Genomic DNA, 16,287 nt, shown 5'->3' with positions numbered 1-16,287 from the left:
GGCCCGGGCCGCGGGGCGGGCCGGGCCACCGTTTGGCCTTCCAGGCGTGTGGGGTCAGGGGGTGGGGCGGAGGGCGGCGGTGGTGGTGCGGGCGAGCCAGACGCCCAGGAGGGCTTGGAGGAGGCTGATCAGGAGGGTGGCGGTGATCATCAGGGAGGCGAGGGGTGGGAGGCCGGCGAGGGCGGCGAGGGTGCGGGCGGTGCCGGCCACGGCTTCGCCGGTGGCGGTGCGCCAGAGGAGGGGGGCGGCCCAGCCGGCGAGGGCGGCTGTGGTGGCGGTGAGGACGGCGGTGCGGGCTCGTTGGCCGCGCAGGGCCGTGGTGGTGCCGAGGGCGAGGCCGCAGAGGAAGGGGAGGTACCAGAGGGACCAGAGGGAGCCGAGGGCTATGGCCACGGTGGCGAGGAGGGTGAGGAGGAGGGGAGAGAGGAAGGGGGCGGGGGAGGGGTGCTGGGGGGTCGTCATGGTGGTCAGGCTCCCGGTCGCAGGGTCCACACCTTGGTGGAGGCGGGTTGGTCGGCGGCCATCAGGAGCGGCGGGTTCCGGCCCTCCCACCAGTACGGGATGAAGTTCCGGTACCAGGGTGAGGCCGGGTTCTCGCTCTGGCCGCCGGGGTAGACGGCCTGCGCGGTGGCGGTGTTCGGGCCCTTCCAGTCGACGACCATGCGCCAGCTCGGGCCGAAGGTGGAGTTCATGCCGCCGTCGGCCGCGTTGACGGTCCAGCGGTCGCCCTCGGCGGGCTTGGGGCCGTAGCCGAGGGCTTCGGTGCCGGTGAGGGAGGGGATCTGCCGGGTGTGGACGCGGTCCCAGGTCCAGGTGGCGGGGTCGGTGCCGAGGTCCTGGGAGAGTTCGGAGACGGCCTGGGCGAACGCGGTGCGCATGGCGTCCGTCGCGGTGCGGGTCGGGCCGCCGGGGGAGGTGAAGGCCGGGTTGGTCGGGTCGTGCAGGGTCCAGGCTTCGAGGTTCTCGTCGAGGCTGGGCAGGGCGCTGGAGACCCTGAGGTACAGGCGGTCGCGTTCGACCGGCACCTTGGCGTGGTCCCACCAGGGCTGGAAGGTGGTCTCCAGGTAGTCGTTCCAGAAGGTCCACCAGATCGGGCCGCCGGCGACGCCGGGCTTCATGGTGTGGTCCCAGCGGTTCAGGACGTCGAGGGCGGCCTGTTGGCGGGGGTCGAGCTGCTGGTCGGCCAGGGCGGTCTTCAGGTGGGGCAGGATGACGGTGGCGAGGTAGTCGGTGACGTCGTTCTGCAGGGTGGTGAAGTCCGCGCTGGTCATCGCCTGGTGGCTCTCCAGGTACTGGTAGATCCGGTTGGCCCGGTAGCCGTTGTCGAAGGCGTTGAGCGTGGTGCCGATGTAGTACGGGTAGTCGGCGGAGACGGGGCGCTGGTTGGCCGTCGCGACCACGTGGTTCGGCGGGTTGTAGACCTGCGGGGTGGCGTCGAAGGGGATGGCGCCGACCACGTCGTACTCGCCGGTGCCGGGCAGCGGGAACCAGGGGTTGCCGCCCTTGGTGAGGGGGAAGTACCCGGCGGCGACCACGCCGATGTTGCCGCCGCCGTCGGCGTAGGCGAAGTTGAGCGTGGGGGCGTGCCAGTCGGCGAGCGCGGTGCGGAACTCCTGGTAGTCGCGGGCCTTGTTGACGGAGAGCAGGACGGCCAGGTCGGGGGAGGGGATGTTGCCCATCCAGCTGACCGAGGTGGTCTGCCCGGCCCGGGTCAGGACCGGTCCGTGCACGGTGAGGTCCACGGCGAGGTGTTCGGTGTCGCCGCCCCGGACCGGGATGGTGTACTCCACCCGCTGCATCGGGTGCCACGCGTTGTTCCAGAAGTACTGGCCGGGGTGGTCGGGGCTGGTCTGCTCGCTGTAGAAGACCGTCGACTGGTTCTGCCCGTCCGTCAGGGACCAGGAGATGTTGGCGTTGCGGCCGATCAGCACGCCGGGCATGCCGGCCATGCTGGCGCCGGTGACGTCGGTCTCCGGCGAGGACAGCGCGATCTGGTACCAGTACGAGGGCAGGGTCATCGGCAGGTGCGGGTCGCCGGCGAGCATCGCGTTGCCGCCCGCGACGGCCGGGCCGTTCGCCGCCCAGGCGTTGCTGTCGGGGAAGGTGTGGACCTGGGTGGCCGGGAGTGCGCGGATGGTGTCCAGCAGGGCGTGGGCCGCGGTCGCCTCCCCGGCGGTGTCGGGCTTCCCGGTGGGGGCGACGGGCGCGGGGCGCGGCTCCGACCGGTTGGCGGCGGCGGGGGTGTCGGGCCCGGCGGTGTTGACGTTGGCGGGCAGCGGCGCGATGCCGAGGTCGCGGTAGGGCCCGACGTCGTACGGCCGCTGGTCGTTGGGCGCGTGGACCGGGAACCAGTCCATGGTGCGCTCCTCGCCGAGGGACTCCCGGAAGATCGCGTAGTCCAGCGGGGTGCTGGTGAAGTCCATGCTCTGGGTGAGGAGTTCCTGGATGACCAGGCTGTCGACCGGCGTCCAGTCGGCCGGGTAGACCCCGGTGAGGGAGAAGACGGCCGGCCACTGCCCGTTGTGGCGCAGCTCGGAGATCCAGGCGTTGATCCCCCGGGTGTAGCTGGTGAGGGCGCGGCCCGCCGGGCTGTCGGGCGGCGTGGCGGCCCAGGTGGCCTCGGCGGTGCGCAGGAGTCCCATCTGGAGTTCGAAGCGGTCGGACTCGACGCTCCCGGGCCCGTTGAGTTCGGCCAGGCGTCCGCGTCCGGCGCGCCGCTCCAGGTCGAGCTGGGCGAGCCGGAAGCGGGCGTGCAGGTAGCCCTGGGCCTGGAACAGGTCGGTGTCGGAGGCGGCCTTGACGGTGGGGACGCCGTTGTCGTCGAAGGCGACCGTCACCGGCGCGTTCAGGCCTGCCAGGGTGAGGGTCTCGGTGTGCGGGAGTTCGGCGCCGGCGGCGGAGTCCCAGGCACCGGCCCCGGGGACGAGGGCGGTTCCGAGGGCCGGGACGGGCCCGATGCCCAGCGCGAGCAGCGCGAGGACCAGGCCGGAGACTACGGCTGCCACCGCCGCGTGGGTGGCTGTGCGTATGCGCCGCGGCAAGTTGACTCCAGGGGTGCGAGGTTGGGCGGGTGCGGTGGGGAGAGGTGAGGGGAGGTGGGGCCGTCAGGACCAGAAGTCGGCCATCGTGCGGTGGATGCCCTCGACGGTGGCCCGGAGCTCGGGGTGCCCGGGGGCGGAGCCGTAGACCGTGCCGATCAGCCACTCGGTGCCGGCCCGCCAGTCGGCCCGCCAGGACGGGTCGATCCGGGCGTCCACCAGGTCCACCCCGGGGAGGTGGTGGAGGCCGTCGAGCACCTCGCCGGAGCCGGGGGCGAGGCCGTCGGCGGGCGGGGAGATGAAGTACTGGAACGCCACCTTCGGGCAGTCCGCGCCCAGGGCGAGCACCGGCTCGGGCGGGTCGAAGGCGCCGAGTGCGCCGAGTGCCAGCCGCAGGGCGAGGGCGAGCAGGTCCGTCCCGGCGGAGCGCTTGAGGACGTCCGAGACGTGTCCGCCCAGACGGCCGTTGACCTCGATCAGCCGCGGCCCGTCGGGGGTGAACTTGATCTCGGTGTGGGTGACGCCCTCGCGGATGCCGAGCGCCCGCAGCGCGCGCTGCTCCAGGGCCACGACCTCGTCGGCCAGGCCGGCGGGGAGCAGGGCCGGGGTGAAGTAGCCGGTCTCCCGGAACGGGGGAGCCAGCGGCAGCTTGCCGGTGACCGCGACGGTGCGGATCTCGCCGTCGCGGATCGCGGACTCGACCGAGACGTAGTCGCCCCAGAACTCCCCCACCACGGTGGGGTCGCTCACCAGGTACTCCTCCAGCACGAACACCGCCGGGCTCGCCACGCCCTCGGTGAACTCGGCGTACCGGTCGGCCAGTTCGGTAGCGCTGCGGACCAGGCAGGTGTCCACGCTGCCGGCCCCCGAGCGGGGCTTGAGGACGGCGGGCAGCCCGGTCGCGGCGAGGGCCGGGCCGAGGTCGGCGGCGGAGCGGACCGTCCGGCAGGCGGTGGCCTGCACGCCCGCCGCCGCCAGGGCCTCGCGCTGGCGGAACTTGTCGACCAGGACCTCGACGGTGGCGCGGTCGTGGAACGGCACGCCGCAGCGCTCGGCCACGGCGGCCGCCGTCCGGAGCAGGTGGTCGCTGAAGGTGATCACTCCGGCGGCGCCGAACTCGGCGGCCCGGTCGCACAGTTGCTCCTCGGTCAGGCCGGCCGTGTCCACCACGGTGGCCGACTTCGGCAGCTGGGCCAGGTCGGCGGCCACCTTCGGGTCGCCGAGGTCGCCGAGGAAGACCGCCGTGCACAGCCGCCGCCCGGCGGTCAGGACCCCGCGCGCGGTCGCCGAGCCCCGGCCGTAGACGACCAGCAGCACCGGAGGCGAAGGAGTCAAAGGGGACGAAGGGGGCGCCGGGTGGTCGGTCGGGTTCGAGCCGCCCATGTCAGCGCTCCTGCGGCCGGCTCGGGCCGAACGCCGCGCGCTCGGCGGCGACGGACCGGTGCTCCCAGGCCTCCCGGTCGCGCAGGTAGAGCGGCCGGTCGGCGACGACGGCCCGGGTCTCGGCCGAGCCCGCCGAGAGCCGCCACCGCACCGAGCCGGTGACGTGGGCCGAGCAGACCTCGATGAACGCCTGGCTGGCCCGGCGCAGTTCGCCGAACCAGCGGCCCTCCAGCGCCTCGCGGACCCACAGCTGCTCCTGGTTCAGCTTCTCCCGCAGCAGCTCGGCGGAGAGGGTGGCCGTCTCCAGGTGGCGGCGCGAGCGCAGCAGCAGCCAGGCGGCGGGCATCTCGCGGATCTCCAGCACCTTCGGCCCGTGGCCCAGGTGTTCGAGCCCGCTGTACCGGCCGAGGCCGTGCGCGCCGACCAGGTGGTTGAGGGTGTCGATCAGCTCGGTCAGCGGCAGCCGGCGGCCGTCCACCGCGACCGGACGGCCGGCCTCGAAGGCGACCTCGACGGCCTCCGGGGCCTCGGCGGGGCGCAGCGCGCTCCACTGGTAGAGCCGCTCGGGCACGGCGTGGTCCTCGGGGTCGTCGAGGATCCCGGACTCGAACTCCCGGCACCACAGGTTGGAGTCGCCGCTGACCAGCCGCTCGCTCAGCTGCTCCAGGCCGGCTTCCTTGAGCTCGCGCATCTTCTGGTCCCGGTCCACCGGGTCCAGGTCGTACGGGCTGCCGTAGCGCCCGGCGAAGCCGAGCAGTTCGAGGGCGCCGTTGAGCCGGCGCAGGGTGTTCTGGGAGCGGTTGGCGGTGTGCAGCACGGTGGTGGCGCCGAGTTCGCGGGCGGTGTCGACGGCGACCTTGGCGATCAGCGGGCGGCTGAGCGAGGAGCTGACCGGGTGGGTGTCGAGGTAGACGGCGTGCGCGGCGATGGCCGGGCGGACGTAGTCCTCGGCGAACTCCTGCCGGCCGTCGACCAGGTGCAGCCGGATGCCGAGCCGGTCGGCGATCCGCTGCTTGTGCTCGCTGCTCTCGTCCTCGCCGAGGTCGACGCTGACGGCGTGGACGTTGCGGGCGCCGGCCCGGGCCAGGCGGTGCAGCAGGTAGCTGCTGTCCAGCCCGCCGCTGAACAGGGTGACGACGGGGGCCGACGGATCGCGGGCGATCGCGTCGAGCTCGCCGAAGGAACGGACGACCTGGGGAGTCACCGCGATCCCTCCGTTCCCTGCTCGGCCAGGGCGGCGGTGAAGGCCGTCACGGTGGGCTCGTCGTACATCAGGTGCATCGGGACCTCGACGCCGAGCAGCGCCTCCAGCTTGCGGGTGGCGCGGACCACCTTGAAGGAGTCCCCGCCGATCTCGAAGAAGTCGTCGTCCGGGCCGATGGCGGGCAGTCCGAGGACCTCGCACCAGACCGTGCTGACGGTGGCGGCCACGCCGTCGCCGGGCGGTGCTTGCGGTTCGTCGGTGACGGCGGGCAGGACGGCTCCGGCCCGCTCGGTCAGCAGGGCGCGGTCCAGCTTGCCGTTGGCGGTCAGCGGCATCGAGTCGACGGTGGCCAGCGACGCCGGGACCATGTACGAGGGCAGGGCGCCGCGCAGCGTCTCGCGCACGGCGGCGGTGACGCTCGCGGACTCGGCGCCGGGTGCGAGCACCAGGAAGCCGACCAGCCGGGCGTCGCTGCCGCGGCCGTGGGCCACCACGGCGGCCTGCCGGACCTCGGGCACCCGCAGGGCGGCGGACTCGATCTCGCCCAGTTCGATCCGGTAGCCGCGGATCTTCACCTGGAGGTCGACCCGGCCCAGGAACTCCAGGCCGCCCACCGGGTGGGTGCGGACGAGGTCGCCCGAGCGGTAGAGCGGGCCGGAGCCGTCGCCGAGGTGGTCCGGGACGAAGCGCTCCGCGGTGAGCTCGGGCCGGTTGAGGTAGCCGAGGGCGAGGCCCTCGCCGCCGATGTAGAGCTCGCCGGGCTCGCCGTCCGGTACGGGCTTGCCGTCCTCGTCGAGGATCCACAGGGTGGTGTCCTCGATGGCCGGGCCGATGTAGACGGTGTCCAGGCCGGGGTCGCGCGGGGGCACCCAGGCGGTGCAGTAGATGGTGCACTCGCTCGGCCCGTAGAGGTTGGTGAGCGGCGCGGTGGACTGGGCGTGGAAGCGGCGGACCAGCTCGGGCGCGAGCGGCTCGCCGCCGGTGAGCACGCGCCGCAGGCCGTCGAAGCGCTCCTCGGGCCCGCGGGCCAGCAGGAACAGCTCCAGCAGCGAGACCACGCAGTAGAAGATGGTGATGTCGGCCGCGCGGATGGTCTCGGCGAGGTAGTCGGCGTCGCGCTGGCGGCCGGGGGCGGCGATGACGACGGTGGTGCCGGTGATCAGCGGCCAGTACACCTCGATCAGGAACATGTCGAAGCTGCACGCGGTGTGGTGCAGCATCCGGTCGTCCGGGCCGAGTCCGTGGCTGCGCTGGAGCGCCCGCAGGCGGGTGGTCACCGCGCGGTGCGGGATCAGCGAGGCCTTGGGCCGGCCGGTGGAGCCGGAGGTGTAGATGACGACCGCGGGCTGTTCGGCGAGGTCGGCCGCCGGCTCGAACGGGACGGCCGGGTCCGCCGCCGCGCACTCGTCGACGGTGACGACCTCGGTGCCCGGCAACTCGGGGAAGCGGGAGCGCAGTTCGGGGGTGGTGATCAGCAGCCGGGGTGTGCAGTCGGCCAGCATGTCGAGGGTGCGGGCGACCGGGTCGTTGACGTCGAAGGCGACCTGGGCGGCGCCGGCCAGGACCACCCCGGCCACGGCGACCACGAAGTCGGCCGAGCGCTCCAGGTAGACGGCGACCCGCTCGCCCGGGCGCACGCCCCGCTCGCGCAGCAGCGAGGCGACCCGCACGGTGCGGTCCCTGAGCTCGCCCGCGAGCAGGACCCGGTCGCCGTCGACCACGGCGGGGTGCGCCGGGTCGGCTTCCCAGCGGGAGAGGAGCAGGGTGTCGAGCCGTCGTTCGCCGTCGTCGAGAATCGTGGCCGTAGGGCTAGCCATGAGGGTTGTGTCCAATCGGTGTGGTCGGTGCAGGGGCGTCCCGGCGGCCGGGGCCGGCCGGGACGCCGGTTGGTTCACTGGTCGGTGTCGGAGCCCGGAGTGTCGGAGCCCGGGGCGTCTGCGTCGGCTTCGGCCAGGGCGGGGCCGATGGCCGCGGTGAGGTCGCGGACCGTGGAGGAGTCGAAGAGCAGCTCGATGTCGAGCGAGCAGCCGAGTTCCGCCTCCAGCCGGGAGACCAGTCGCAGGGCGCGCAGCGAGTCGCCGCCCAGCTCGAAGAAGTCGTCGTCCGGACCGACCTCCGGCAGTGCCAGGACCTCGCGGAACAGCCGGGCCACCAGCGCCTCGTGGTCCGCCGTGCCGCCCGGCCCGCCGGTCGGCGCGGCCTCGTCGGCGAACCCGCCCGGGGTGGGCAGGGCGAGCAGGTCGGTCTTGCCGGCCGGGGTGAGCGGCAGCTCGGCGAGGACGGTGACCGCCTCGGGGACCATGTACGAGGGCAGCGAGCGCCGCAGCCCGGCCTGGACGCCGGGGGCGTCGAGCGGGGCGCCCCGCTCGGCGGGCACCACCCAGGCGACCAGGCGGCCCTCCCGGACGGCGACCGCGGCGGCCGCCACCTCGGGCAGGGCCAGCAGGACCTGCTCGATCTCGCCGGGCTCGATCCGGTAGCCGCGCAGCTTGAGCTGGCGGTCCATCCGGCCGAGCAGTTCGATCCGCCCGTCGGGCAGGCGGCGGGCGTGGTCGCCGGTGCGGTACATCCGGCCGCCCGTGAACGGGTCGGTGACGAACCGCTCGGCCGTCAGCTCGGGCCGCTGCCAGTAGCCCTGGGCCACGCCGTCGCCGCCGATGCACAGCTCGCCGACGCAGCCGACCGGCAGCAGCTCGCCGTCCACGGTGTCCAGCACGTGCAGCACGGTGTTGGCGATCGGGCGGCCGACGGTGACCCGGGTGGTGTCGGCGGTGATCCGCTCGACGCTGGAGTACACGGTGGTCTCGGTCGGCCCGTACATGTTCCACACCGACTCGCCGCGCTCGGCCAGCGGCGCCGCCAGGTCCGCGGGGAAGGCCTCGCCGCAGCTGTAGAGCCGGGGGCGGCCGGCGCCCTGCCAGTCGGAGTCCAGCAGCGCCCGGTAGCGGGACGGGGTGGCCTGGAGCGCGGTGATGCCGTGCTCGACGCCGTAGCGGTCGAGTTCGCGGCCGCTCAGCCCGAGCGCCTGGCCGCCCACGTGCACCGTCGCGCCGACGGCGAGCGGCACCAGCAGCTCGGCCAGCGAGGTGTCGAAGCTGAGCGTGGTGAGGGCGAGGAAGCGGGTGTCGCCGTCGAGGCCGGGGTGCCGGCGGGCCAGGCTGTCCACCAGGTTCGCCAGCGCGCGGTGGCCGACGGCGACGCCCTTGGGGCGGCCGGTGGAGCCGGAGGTGAACATCAGGTAGGCGAGGCTGTCGGGGGCGGCGCCCGGCAGTTCGGCGGCGGTCGGATCGGAGGCGGTCAGGTCCAGGGAGGCCAGGTCGACGGCGGTGCCGTCCCAGCCGGCCAGCGCGGGCGCGCCGGTCGCGTCGGTGAGCACCACGGCCGGGGCGGCGTCCGCCAGGACCAGGCCGATCCGCTCCACCGGGTGGGCCGGGTCCAGCGGGACGAACGCGGCCCCGGCCCGGGCGACGGCCAGCATCGCCGTCACCAGGTCGGCGCTGCGGCCCAGGCAGACGCCCACCCGGTCGCCGGGGCGCACGCCGCGCGCGGCCAGCTGCCGGGCCAGGGCGTCGGCCCGCCGGTCGAGTTCCCGGTAGCTGTACCGGGTCTGCTGGTCGACCACCGCCGGGTGGTCCGGGCGGCTGCGGACCGCGTCGTCGATCAGCCCGGACAGCAGGGCCGACGGCTCGCCGCGGTCGATCTCGCTGCCGTTCCAGGTGTCGAGCTGGCGGGCGCGGGCCGCCTCGGGGACGGCGAGCAGCTCGCGGACCGGGCGGCCGGGCTGCTCGGCGATGCGGGTCAGCACCGCGACGACGTGGTCGAGCAGCGCGCCGGTCTCCTCCGGGGTGATCCGTCCGGCGTCCACCACCGCCTGGAGCTGCATCTCGGCGGCGGCCCGCACGACCAGGGTGACCGGGTAGTTGGTCCGGGTCTCGTAGCGGACGTCGCTGACCGTGACGGCGCCGTGGGAGAGCACCGCCTCGGTGCGGTCCGGGTAGTTCTCGACCACCACGACGGTGTCGAACAGCGGCACGCCGGGCGCGGTGTCGGCCCAGCGCTGGATGTCCGTCAGCGGGGTGTGCTGGTGGTCCAGCAGCGGGTGGCGGGTCGCGGCGTGGCGGGCCAGCCACTCGTCGCCGGACAGCTCCCGGTCGATCCGCACCCGCACCGGGACGGTGTTGATGAACATCCCGAGCATCTGGTCCGCCCGGTCCAGGTCGACGGGGCGGCCCGAGACGGTCACGCCGACCACCACGTCGTCGCGGCCGCTGTGGCGCGCGACCGTCCCCGCCCAGGCGGCCTCGACCAGGCTGCTGAGCGTGGTCGCCCTGCCGGCGGCCAGCCGCCGCAGCGCGGTGACGGTCCCGGCGGGCAGCTCGGCGCGCACCGTGCGGAAGTCGCCCGACGGCTTGGCGCCCGGGCGCACGCCCGGCAGGCTCAGCGTCGCCGGCTCGCGGTAGCCCGCCAGGTAGCCGGTCCAGAACGCACGGTCGCGCTCGGCCTCCTGACGGCCCAGCCAGGCGATGTACTCGCGGAAGGCGGGCGGCGCGGGCCGCTCGGCGGCGTCACCGGACAGTCCGGCGGTGACCTCGGCCAGCAGCAGCGCGGCGGACCAGCCGTCCAGCAGCAGGTGGTGGTACGTCCACACCACCAGGTGCTCGTCGGGCAGGCGCAGCACCAGCAGCCGCATCAGCGGCGGCCGGGCCAGGTCGAAGCGCTCGCGGGCGCGCTGCTCCAGCTCCTCGGCGACGGCGCGCTCCCGGGCCGGCTCGTCCAGCCCGGACAGGTCGCGGAACTCGATCGGCAGGTCCGCCTTGGGCAGCACCACCTGGTGCGGGGTGCGGATCCGCTCGCGGACGAAGGCCGTGCGCAGCACCGGGTGCCGGGCGATCGCCCGCTGCCAGGCGGCTCCCAGCTCCGTCAGGTCCAGCTCGCCGCGCACCCGGAAGGTGGTCAGCTCGACGTACAGGCCGTGCTCGGGGGAGGTGGTGCTGTGGAAGAGCATCCCCTCCTGGGTCGGCGAGAGCGGGTAGATGTCCTCGATGTCGTTCACTTGGTGTCCTCTCCTGACCGGAACAGGGCGAATACCCGGGCCAGGTCGTCTTCGCTGAGGTCCGCGTCCGAGAACGCCTCGCCCGACCCCTTCGCGGGGGCCGGATCGGGCTCGGTGGGAGCGGTGGGCGGGGCGGGGGTGTCGGACGCCGGTGCGGCGGCGGGCGCGCGGTCCGCGCGCAGCCGGGCGGCGAGCCGGCCGACGGTGGGGTGGGCGAAGAGGTCGCCGGGGGAGACGGTCAGGCCCTGCCGCTGGAGTTCGGCGGTGATCTGGACGATCAGCAGGGAGTCGCCGCCGAGTTCGAAGATGCTGTCCTCGGGGCCGATCCGGGGGACGCCCAGCAGCCGGGACCAGACTGCGGCGATCTGCTCCTCCAGCCCCTCGGGGCCGGTCGCCGGGGCGGCCTGCGGCGCGGACGGCGCGGCCTGCGACGCGAACGGGACGGGCGCGGCCGGCCCGGCCGCGCGGGGGCTGACCAGCACGTGCGGGAGGTGACGGTTGGCCAGGATCCGGTCGAAGGCCAGCAGGCCCTGCCGGGTCGGGATGCCGCCCTCCATGTCCGGGCCAGGAGCGTTCGGGCCGGGAGCGTTCGGGCCGGGGGCGGCCGGGGCCGGGCGCAGCACGAAGCCCTCGACGAGCACGGCCGCAGTGCCGTCCGGCCCGGCGACGACCACGTCGACGACCAGCGTGTCGCCCGCCCCGGCGTCACCGGAGCGGCGGTCGACCCGCACCACGGCCTCGGGGCCGAGCGGGCCGAGCACCACCAGACGGCGGTAGGCGACCGGCAGGTGGCTGCCGGTGCGGGCGGTGACGGCGCCGGTGGCGGTGTCCAGCAGCGCGGGGTGCAGCGGGTGCGCGGCCAGGTCGCCGTGGAACGCCTCGGGCAGGCGCAGCCGCAGCATCGCCTGGCCGCTCCCGTCCTCGCGGACCTCGGTGACGCTCTCCCAGCGCGGCCCGGTGCGCAGCCCGCTGGCGCCGCCGGGCCGCTCCCCGGCGGCGGAGGCCACCGCGACCTGCGGCACCGGGGCGCAGCGGGCCGCGAGGCCGTCGAGGTCCAGGCGCTCGGGGGAGTCGCCCCCGTACGGCGCGATCCGGCCCTGGGCGTGCGGCCTGGACGGCGCGGCGGTGGAGTGCACCTCCCACAGGTGCCCGCCGTCGGGCGCCGGGCGCAGCCGTAGGGTGACCTCGGGCGGGGCGTCGGCGGGCATCCGCAGCGGGTGGGTGAAGACCGCGTCCAGCTCGACCGGCCCGTCCCCGACCGCCAACCGGTGCCCGGCGACGGCGAGTTCGAGCAGCGCGGTGCCGGGCAGGACCGGGACGTCGCCGATCCGGTGCTCCTCGGCCGGCCAGAGGCTCTGCCCGGTGCGGCGCAGCCGCAGCTCCACCGTCCCGTCCGGTTCCGCCCGGCGGGCGTCGAACAGGGCGTGGTCGAGCGCCTCGCCGCCGTCGAGCCAGTCGCGCCGGCCGGACCGCAGCGCCATGCCGGTCTGCGACCAGCGGTCCCAGCCGATCGACACGGCGGCCCGGGAGCAGGAGGCGAAGCTGTCCAGGAAGGCGTTGGCGCCGGTGTAGTCGGCCTGGCCGACCGCGCCGGTGACCGCCAGCACCGAGGAGCAGAGCACCAGCACCGGCCGGTCCACGGCCGTCAGCCGCTCCAGCAGGACGGTGCCGAGCACCTTGGGGGCGAGCACCCGCGCCATCTCCCCGGCGCTGCGCAGGGCGGTGACACCGCCGCCGGGCACCCCGGCGGCGTGCACCACCCCGGCGATCGGGCCGTACGCGGCCCGGACCAGGTCGAGCGCGGCGCCGAGCGCGGCCTCGTCGGTGACGTCCGCCTGGACGAGGCAGAGCCGGGCGCCGTGCGCGGTCAGCCCGGCGAGGGCCTCGGCCAGCTCCGGCGGGCAGCTCGCGGCGGGCGCCGCACCCTCGGGGCGCAGGCTCCGCCAGCCGGCGCCGTCGGGGACGGCGCGGCGGGTGAGCAGGACGAGCGTCCGGTCGGCGTCCCCGGCGAGGTGGCCGGCCACGGCCAGACCGATCCCGCCCAGGCCGCCGGTGACCAGCCACACGCCGGACGGCGCGGCGGGCTGCGGCCCGGCCGGGTCGGTGAGGACGGGCCGCTCCGGGGCCGGCACCAGGTGCGCCCGGCCGCGGACGGCGGTCAGCGGCGCCGCAGCCTGCCCGGCGCGCAGCTGCGCCACCACGGTCTGCGCCGCCAGGGCCAGTTCCTCGGGCTCCCGGGTCGGGCAGTCCAGGTCGAGGGCCTGGACGGTGACGCCGGGCAGCTCCTGCGGCAGCACCCGCACCGCGCCCAGCCCGGCGGCGGCCTGCGGGGTGCGGGCGGGCTGCCCGTGCACCCCGTGGGCGGCGTCGGTGACCAGCAGCATCCGCAGCGGACGGCCGGGGAACGCCTCGCCCAGGGCCCGGGCCAGCTGGACCGGGACGGTGAGGGCGCGCAGCGCGCCGTCGGCCGCCTCGCCCGGGGTGGCCCGGTGCAGCGGCGGGGTGTCCAGGGCCCAGCAGGAGAGGACGGCGTCCGGCGCGGTGCCGCGCGCGGCCAGGGCGGCGGCCAGCGCGGGGAAGGCGGCGGGGTCGTCGGCGTCGAGCGTGAAGGGGGTGTCGAGTGCGGTGGAGGTCTCGGCGCGGACCAGGCTGACCCGGGCGCCGGCGGCGGCGAGCTCCCCGGCGACGGCCTCGGCGAGGCCGGACTCGTCGGCGAGCAGGAGCACCGACGGCGGGAGCGGCCCGGTGCCGGACGGCGGCAGGGCCTGCGTCCAGGACACGACGTGCAGCCAGTCGTCCACGCCGCTCGCGCCGTCGGAGACCTGGGCGGGCCCGGCGGGGCCCGGGACGGTGACGGCGGCGGGCGCGGCGGTGGTGGGCTCGGCGGCGGGCTCGAACCAGTGCCGGGTGGGCTCGAACGGGTAGCCCGGCAGCGGGACGTGCCGGCGCCCGGCGCGCTCGCCGAGGGCGGACCAGTCGACCTCGGCGCCCCGCTCCCACAGCCGGGCCAGCGCGGTGAGCCGGGCCGGCGGCTGCTCCGGGGCGGGGGCGGCGCCGCCGAGGGTGGGCAGCGCGGGGCGTCCGGCGCCCAGGGTCCGCACGGCGAAGCCGCTCAGCCCCCGGCCGGGGCCGAGCTCCAGCAGCGGGCCGTCGCCCGGCAGCGCGGCGAGCGCGTCGGCGAAGCGGACGGTGTGCCGCAGCTGGCGCGCCCAGTACTGCGGCGACGCGGCCTCCTCGGCGGTGAGCTCACGCCCGGTCAGGCCGGAGACGAGCGGCACGGCGGGCGCCTGGACCGGGACGGTGGCGACCAGCCGGGCGAACTCCTCCAGCAGCGGTTCGGCGTCCCGGGAGTGGAAGGCGTGGCGCACGGCCAGCTGCCGGGCGGCCACACCGCGCGCGGCCAGCCGCTCGGCGAGCCGGGCCACCGCCTCGGGGGCGCCGGCCACCACACAGCGGTCGGGCGCGTTGACGGCGGCCAGCTCCGGCCCGGCCGGGTCGTCCAGCAGGGCGCGCAGCTCCGGCTCGGGCAGCGGGACGCTGAGCATCGCGCCGGGCGCCATGGTGCCCATCAGCCGGCCGCGTTCGGCCACCAGCCGGGCGGCGCCGGGCAGGTCGAAGACCCCGGCGGCGCAGGCGGCCGCGAACTCGCCGACGCTGTGCCCGGCGAGTGCGACCGGCCGGATGCCGAGCCCCGTCCACCACGCGGTGAGCGCGTACTCCACCGCGAACAGGGCCGGCTGGGCGGTCTCGGTCCGGTCGAAGAGGTCCGGGTGGGCCGGGTCGAGCAGCAGTTCGCGCAGCGGCGCCGTGGTCCACGGCCGCAGGGCCTCCAGGCAACGGTCGAGCGCGGCGCGGAAGAGCGGCTCGGCGCGGTACGGCTCGGCCGCCATGCCGGGGTGGCCGGCCCCCTGCCCGGGGTAGAGGAAGGCCACCTTCCGGCCGGTCCCGGCGGCCTGGACGGCCTGGGCGGCGGGGGACGCCTCGCCCGAGCGCCCGGTCAGGACGGCGCGCCGCCACGGGTGGTGGCGCCGCCTGGTCTGGAGGGTGAACGCGGCGTCGCCCGCGCCGGGCGCACCGGGGGCGGCCAGCGCCGCGCCGATCCGCTCGGCGGCCCGGTCGAGCGCCCGCTCGCTCTTGGCGGACAGCGGCAGCAGCTCCCACTGCGCGGGCTCGGCGGCGGGCTCGGCGGGCAGCGACGGCGCGTCCTGGAGGATCAGGTGGGCGTTGGTGCCGCCGATGCCGAAGGAGCTGACGCCCGCGATCCGGGCGCCGTCGCGGCCGGTCCACGGCTCGGCCTCGGTCAGCACCCGGAACAGGCCGGGGGCCAGCTCGGGGCTGGGGCTCTCGAAGTGCACGGTCGGCAGCAGCGTGCGGTGCTGGAGCGCGAGCACCGTCTTGATCAGCCCGGCCATCCCGGCGCAGGTGTCCAGGTGGCCGACGTTCGACTTGACCGCGCCGAGCACCCGGCGGGAGTCCGGGGCGTCCGCGAACACCCGCCCCAGCGCGGCGAGTTCGATCCGGTCGCCGAGCGCGGTGCCGGTGCCGTGCGCCTCGATGCAGGAGACCTCGCCGGGCGTGACCCCGGCCACGGACTGGGCCGCCGAGACGACCCGGACCTGTCCGTCCAGGCTCGGGGCGGTGAAGCCGACCTTGCGGTTCCCGTCGTTGTTGACCGCCGAGCCGAGCAGCACGGCCCGCACGGTGTCGCCGTCGGCGACCGCGTCGGCCAGCCGCTTCAGCACCACCACGCCGACGCCGCTGCCGAAGACCGTGCCGGTCGCGTCGGCGTCGAAGGGGCGGCAGTGCCCGTCGGCGGAGAGGATGCCGCCCTCGGCGTGCAGGTAGCCGAGCCCCTGGCCGATGCCGGCGGAGACGGCGCCGGCCAGCGCCACGTCGCACTCGCCGCTGAGCAGCGCCTCGGCGGCCAGGTGGACCGCGAGCAGGGCGGAGGAGCAGGCGCTCTGCACGCTCAGGCTCGGGCCGGTCAGGCCCAGCCGGTACGAGGTCTGGGTGGCGAGGTAGTCCTTGTCCCCGGCGGCCAGCCACTGGACGTCGGCCCGGTCGGCCAGGTGGGCCGCGTTGGGCAGCAGGTGGTGCGTCAGGTAGGAGTTGAAGCCGGCCGAGGCGTAGACGCCCACGCCGCCCTCGACGCCGTCGGTCAGCTGCCCGGCGTCCTCCAGCGCGGTGACCGCGCACTGCAGGAACAGCCGGTGCTGGGGGTCCATCAGCTCGGCGTCGCGGGGCGGGATGCCGAAGTACTCGGCGTCGAACTCCGCGAGGCCCTCCAGCACGCCGCCCGCCCCGACGAACCGGGGGTCGGCCAGCCGTTCGGCGGGGACGCCCAGGGCCGCCAGCTCCTCGGGGCTCCGGAAGGTGACGCTCTCGCGGCCCGCGACCAGGTTGGCCCAGAAGGCCCCGGTGTCGGGAGCTCCGGGGAACCGGCAGGCGAGGCCGGTCACGGCGATCGCGTCCGGCAGGTCCGGCGGTGCGGCGGCCGGGCCCCCGGGGGCGTGGGTGGTCATCGGGCTTTCTCCTCATGGGTGGTGATGCGACGCGGCTCGCGGGGGTCCGGCGGCCGACGCCCGGCACGGGGTGCGGGGTGTCGGCCG

General features: G+C 75.9%; 7 protein-coding genes. All 7 read right to left on the bottom strand.

The window, feature by feature from the left end:
* Positions 1-54: 54 nt before the first annotated feature.
* Positions 55-462 carry a hypothetical protein gene (locus ACFVTF_RS27270; RefSeq protein WP_387817083.1) on the bottom strand — a complete coding sequence of 136 codons (408 nt, stop codon included), beginning with the start codon at positions 460-462 and terminating at the stop codon, positions 55-57.
* A 5-nt stretch (positions 463-467) separates the two neighbouring features.
* The gene (locus ACFVTF_RS27265) at positions 468-3,005 is read right to left on the bottom strand and encodes a penicillin acylase family protein (protein ID WP_387817082.1); all 2,538 of its coding nucleotides are present in this window, start codon (positions 3,003-3,005) and stop codon (positions 468-470) included.
* A gap of 99 nt (positions 3,006-3,104) precedes the next feature.
* Complete coding sequence (locus ACFVTF_RS27260; RefSeq protein WP_387817081.1) at positions 3,105-4,421, bottom strand: acetyl-CoA carboxylase biotin carboxylase subunit family protein; 1,317 nt, start codon at positions 4,419-4,421, stop codon at positions 3,105-3,107.
* A gap of 1 nt (position 4,422) precedes the next feature.
* Positions 4,423-5,625 (bottom strand): argininosuccinate synthase-related protein, encoded by a 1,203-nt coding sequence (locus tag ACFVTF_RS27255; protein WP_387817080.1) that lies wholly within the window; start codon positions 5,623-5,625, stop codon positions 4,423-4,425.
* Positions 5,622-7,442 carry a non-ribosomal peptide synthetase gene (locus ACFVTF_RS27250; protein ID WP_387817079.1) on the bottom strand — a complete coding sequence of 607 codons (1,821 nt, stop codon included), beginning with the start codon at positions 7,440-7,442 and terminating at the stop codon, positions 5,622-5,624. The genes ACFVTF_RS27255 and ACFVTF_RS27250 overlap by 4 nt, the downstream gene beginning before the upstream one ends.
* A gap of 74 nt (positions 7,443-7,516) precedes the next feature.
* Positions 7,517-10,678, bottom strand: coding sequence for an amino acid adenylation domain-containing protein (locus ACFVTF_RS27245; protein WP_387817078.1), 3,162 nt, complete (start codon positions 10,676-10,678; stop codon positions 7,517-7,519).
* Complete coding sequence (locus tag ACFVTF_RS27240) at positions 10,675-16,200, bottom strand: SDR family NAD(P)-dependent oxidoreductase (protein WP_387817077.1); 5,526 nt, start codon at positions 16,198-16,200, stop codon at positions 10,675-10,677. The genes ACFVTF_RS27245 and ACFVTF_RS27240 overlap by 4 nt, the downstream gene beginning before the upstream one ends.
* Positions 16,201-16,287: the final 87 nt, after the last annotated feature.

Source organism: Kitasatospora sp. NPDC057940, from assembly GCF_042887425.1.
Lineage (GTDB): Bacteria > Actinomycetota > Actinomycetes > Streptomycetales > Streptomycetaceae > Kitasatospora.
This window is presented reverse-complemented; position numbering and strand designations above follow the sequence as displayed.

Excerpts from the sequence above, each read along its gene's own strand:
- ACFVTF_RS27270 (WP_387817083.1), bottom strand. The coding sequence starts at position 462 with ATGACGACCCCCCAGCACCCCTCCCCCGCCCCCTTCCTCTCTCCCCTC.
- ACFVTF_RS27260 (WP_387817081.1), bottom strand. The coding sequence starts at position 4,421 with ATGGGCGGCTCGAACCCGACCGACCACCCGGCGCCCCCTTCGTCCCCT.
- ACFVTF_RS27250 (WP_387817079.1), bottom strand. The coding sequence starts at position 7,442 with ATGGCTAGCCCTACGGCCACGATTCTCGACGACGGCGAACGACGGCTC.
- ACFVTF_RS27240 (WP_387817077.1), bottom strand. The coding sequence starts at position 16,200 with ATGACCACCCACGCCCCCGGGGGCCCGGCCGCCGCACCGCCGGACCTG.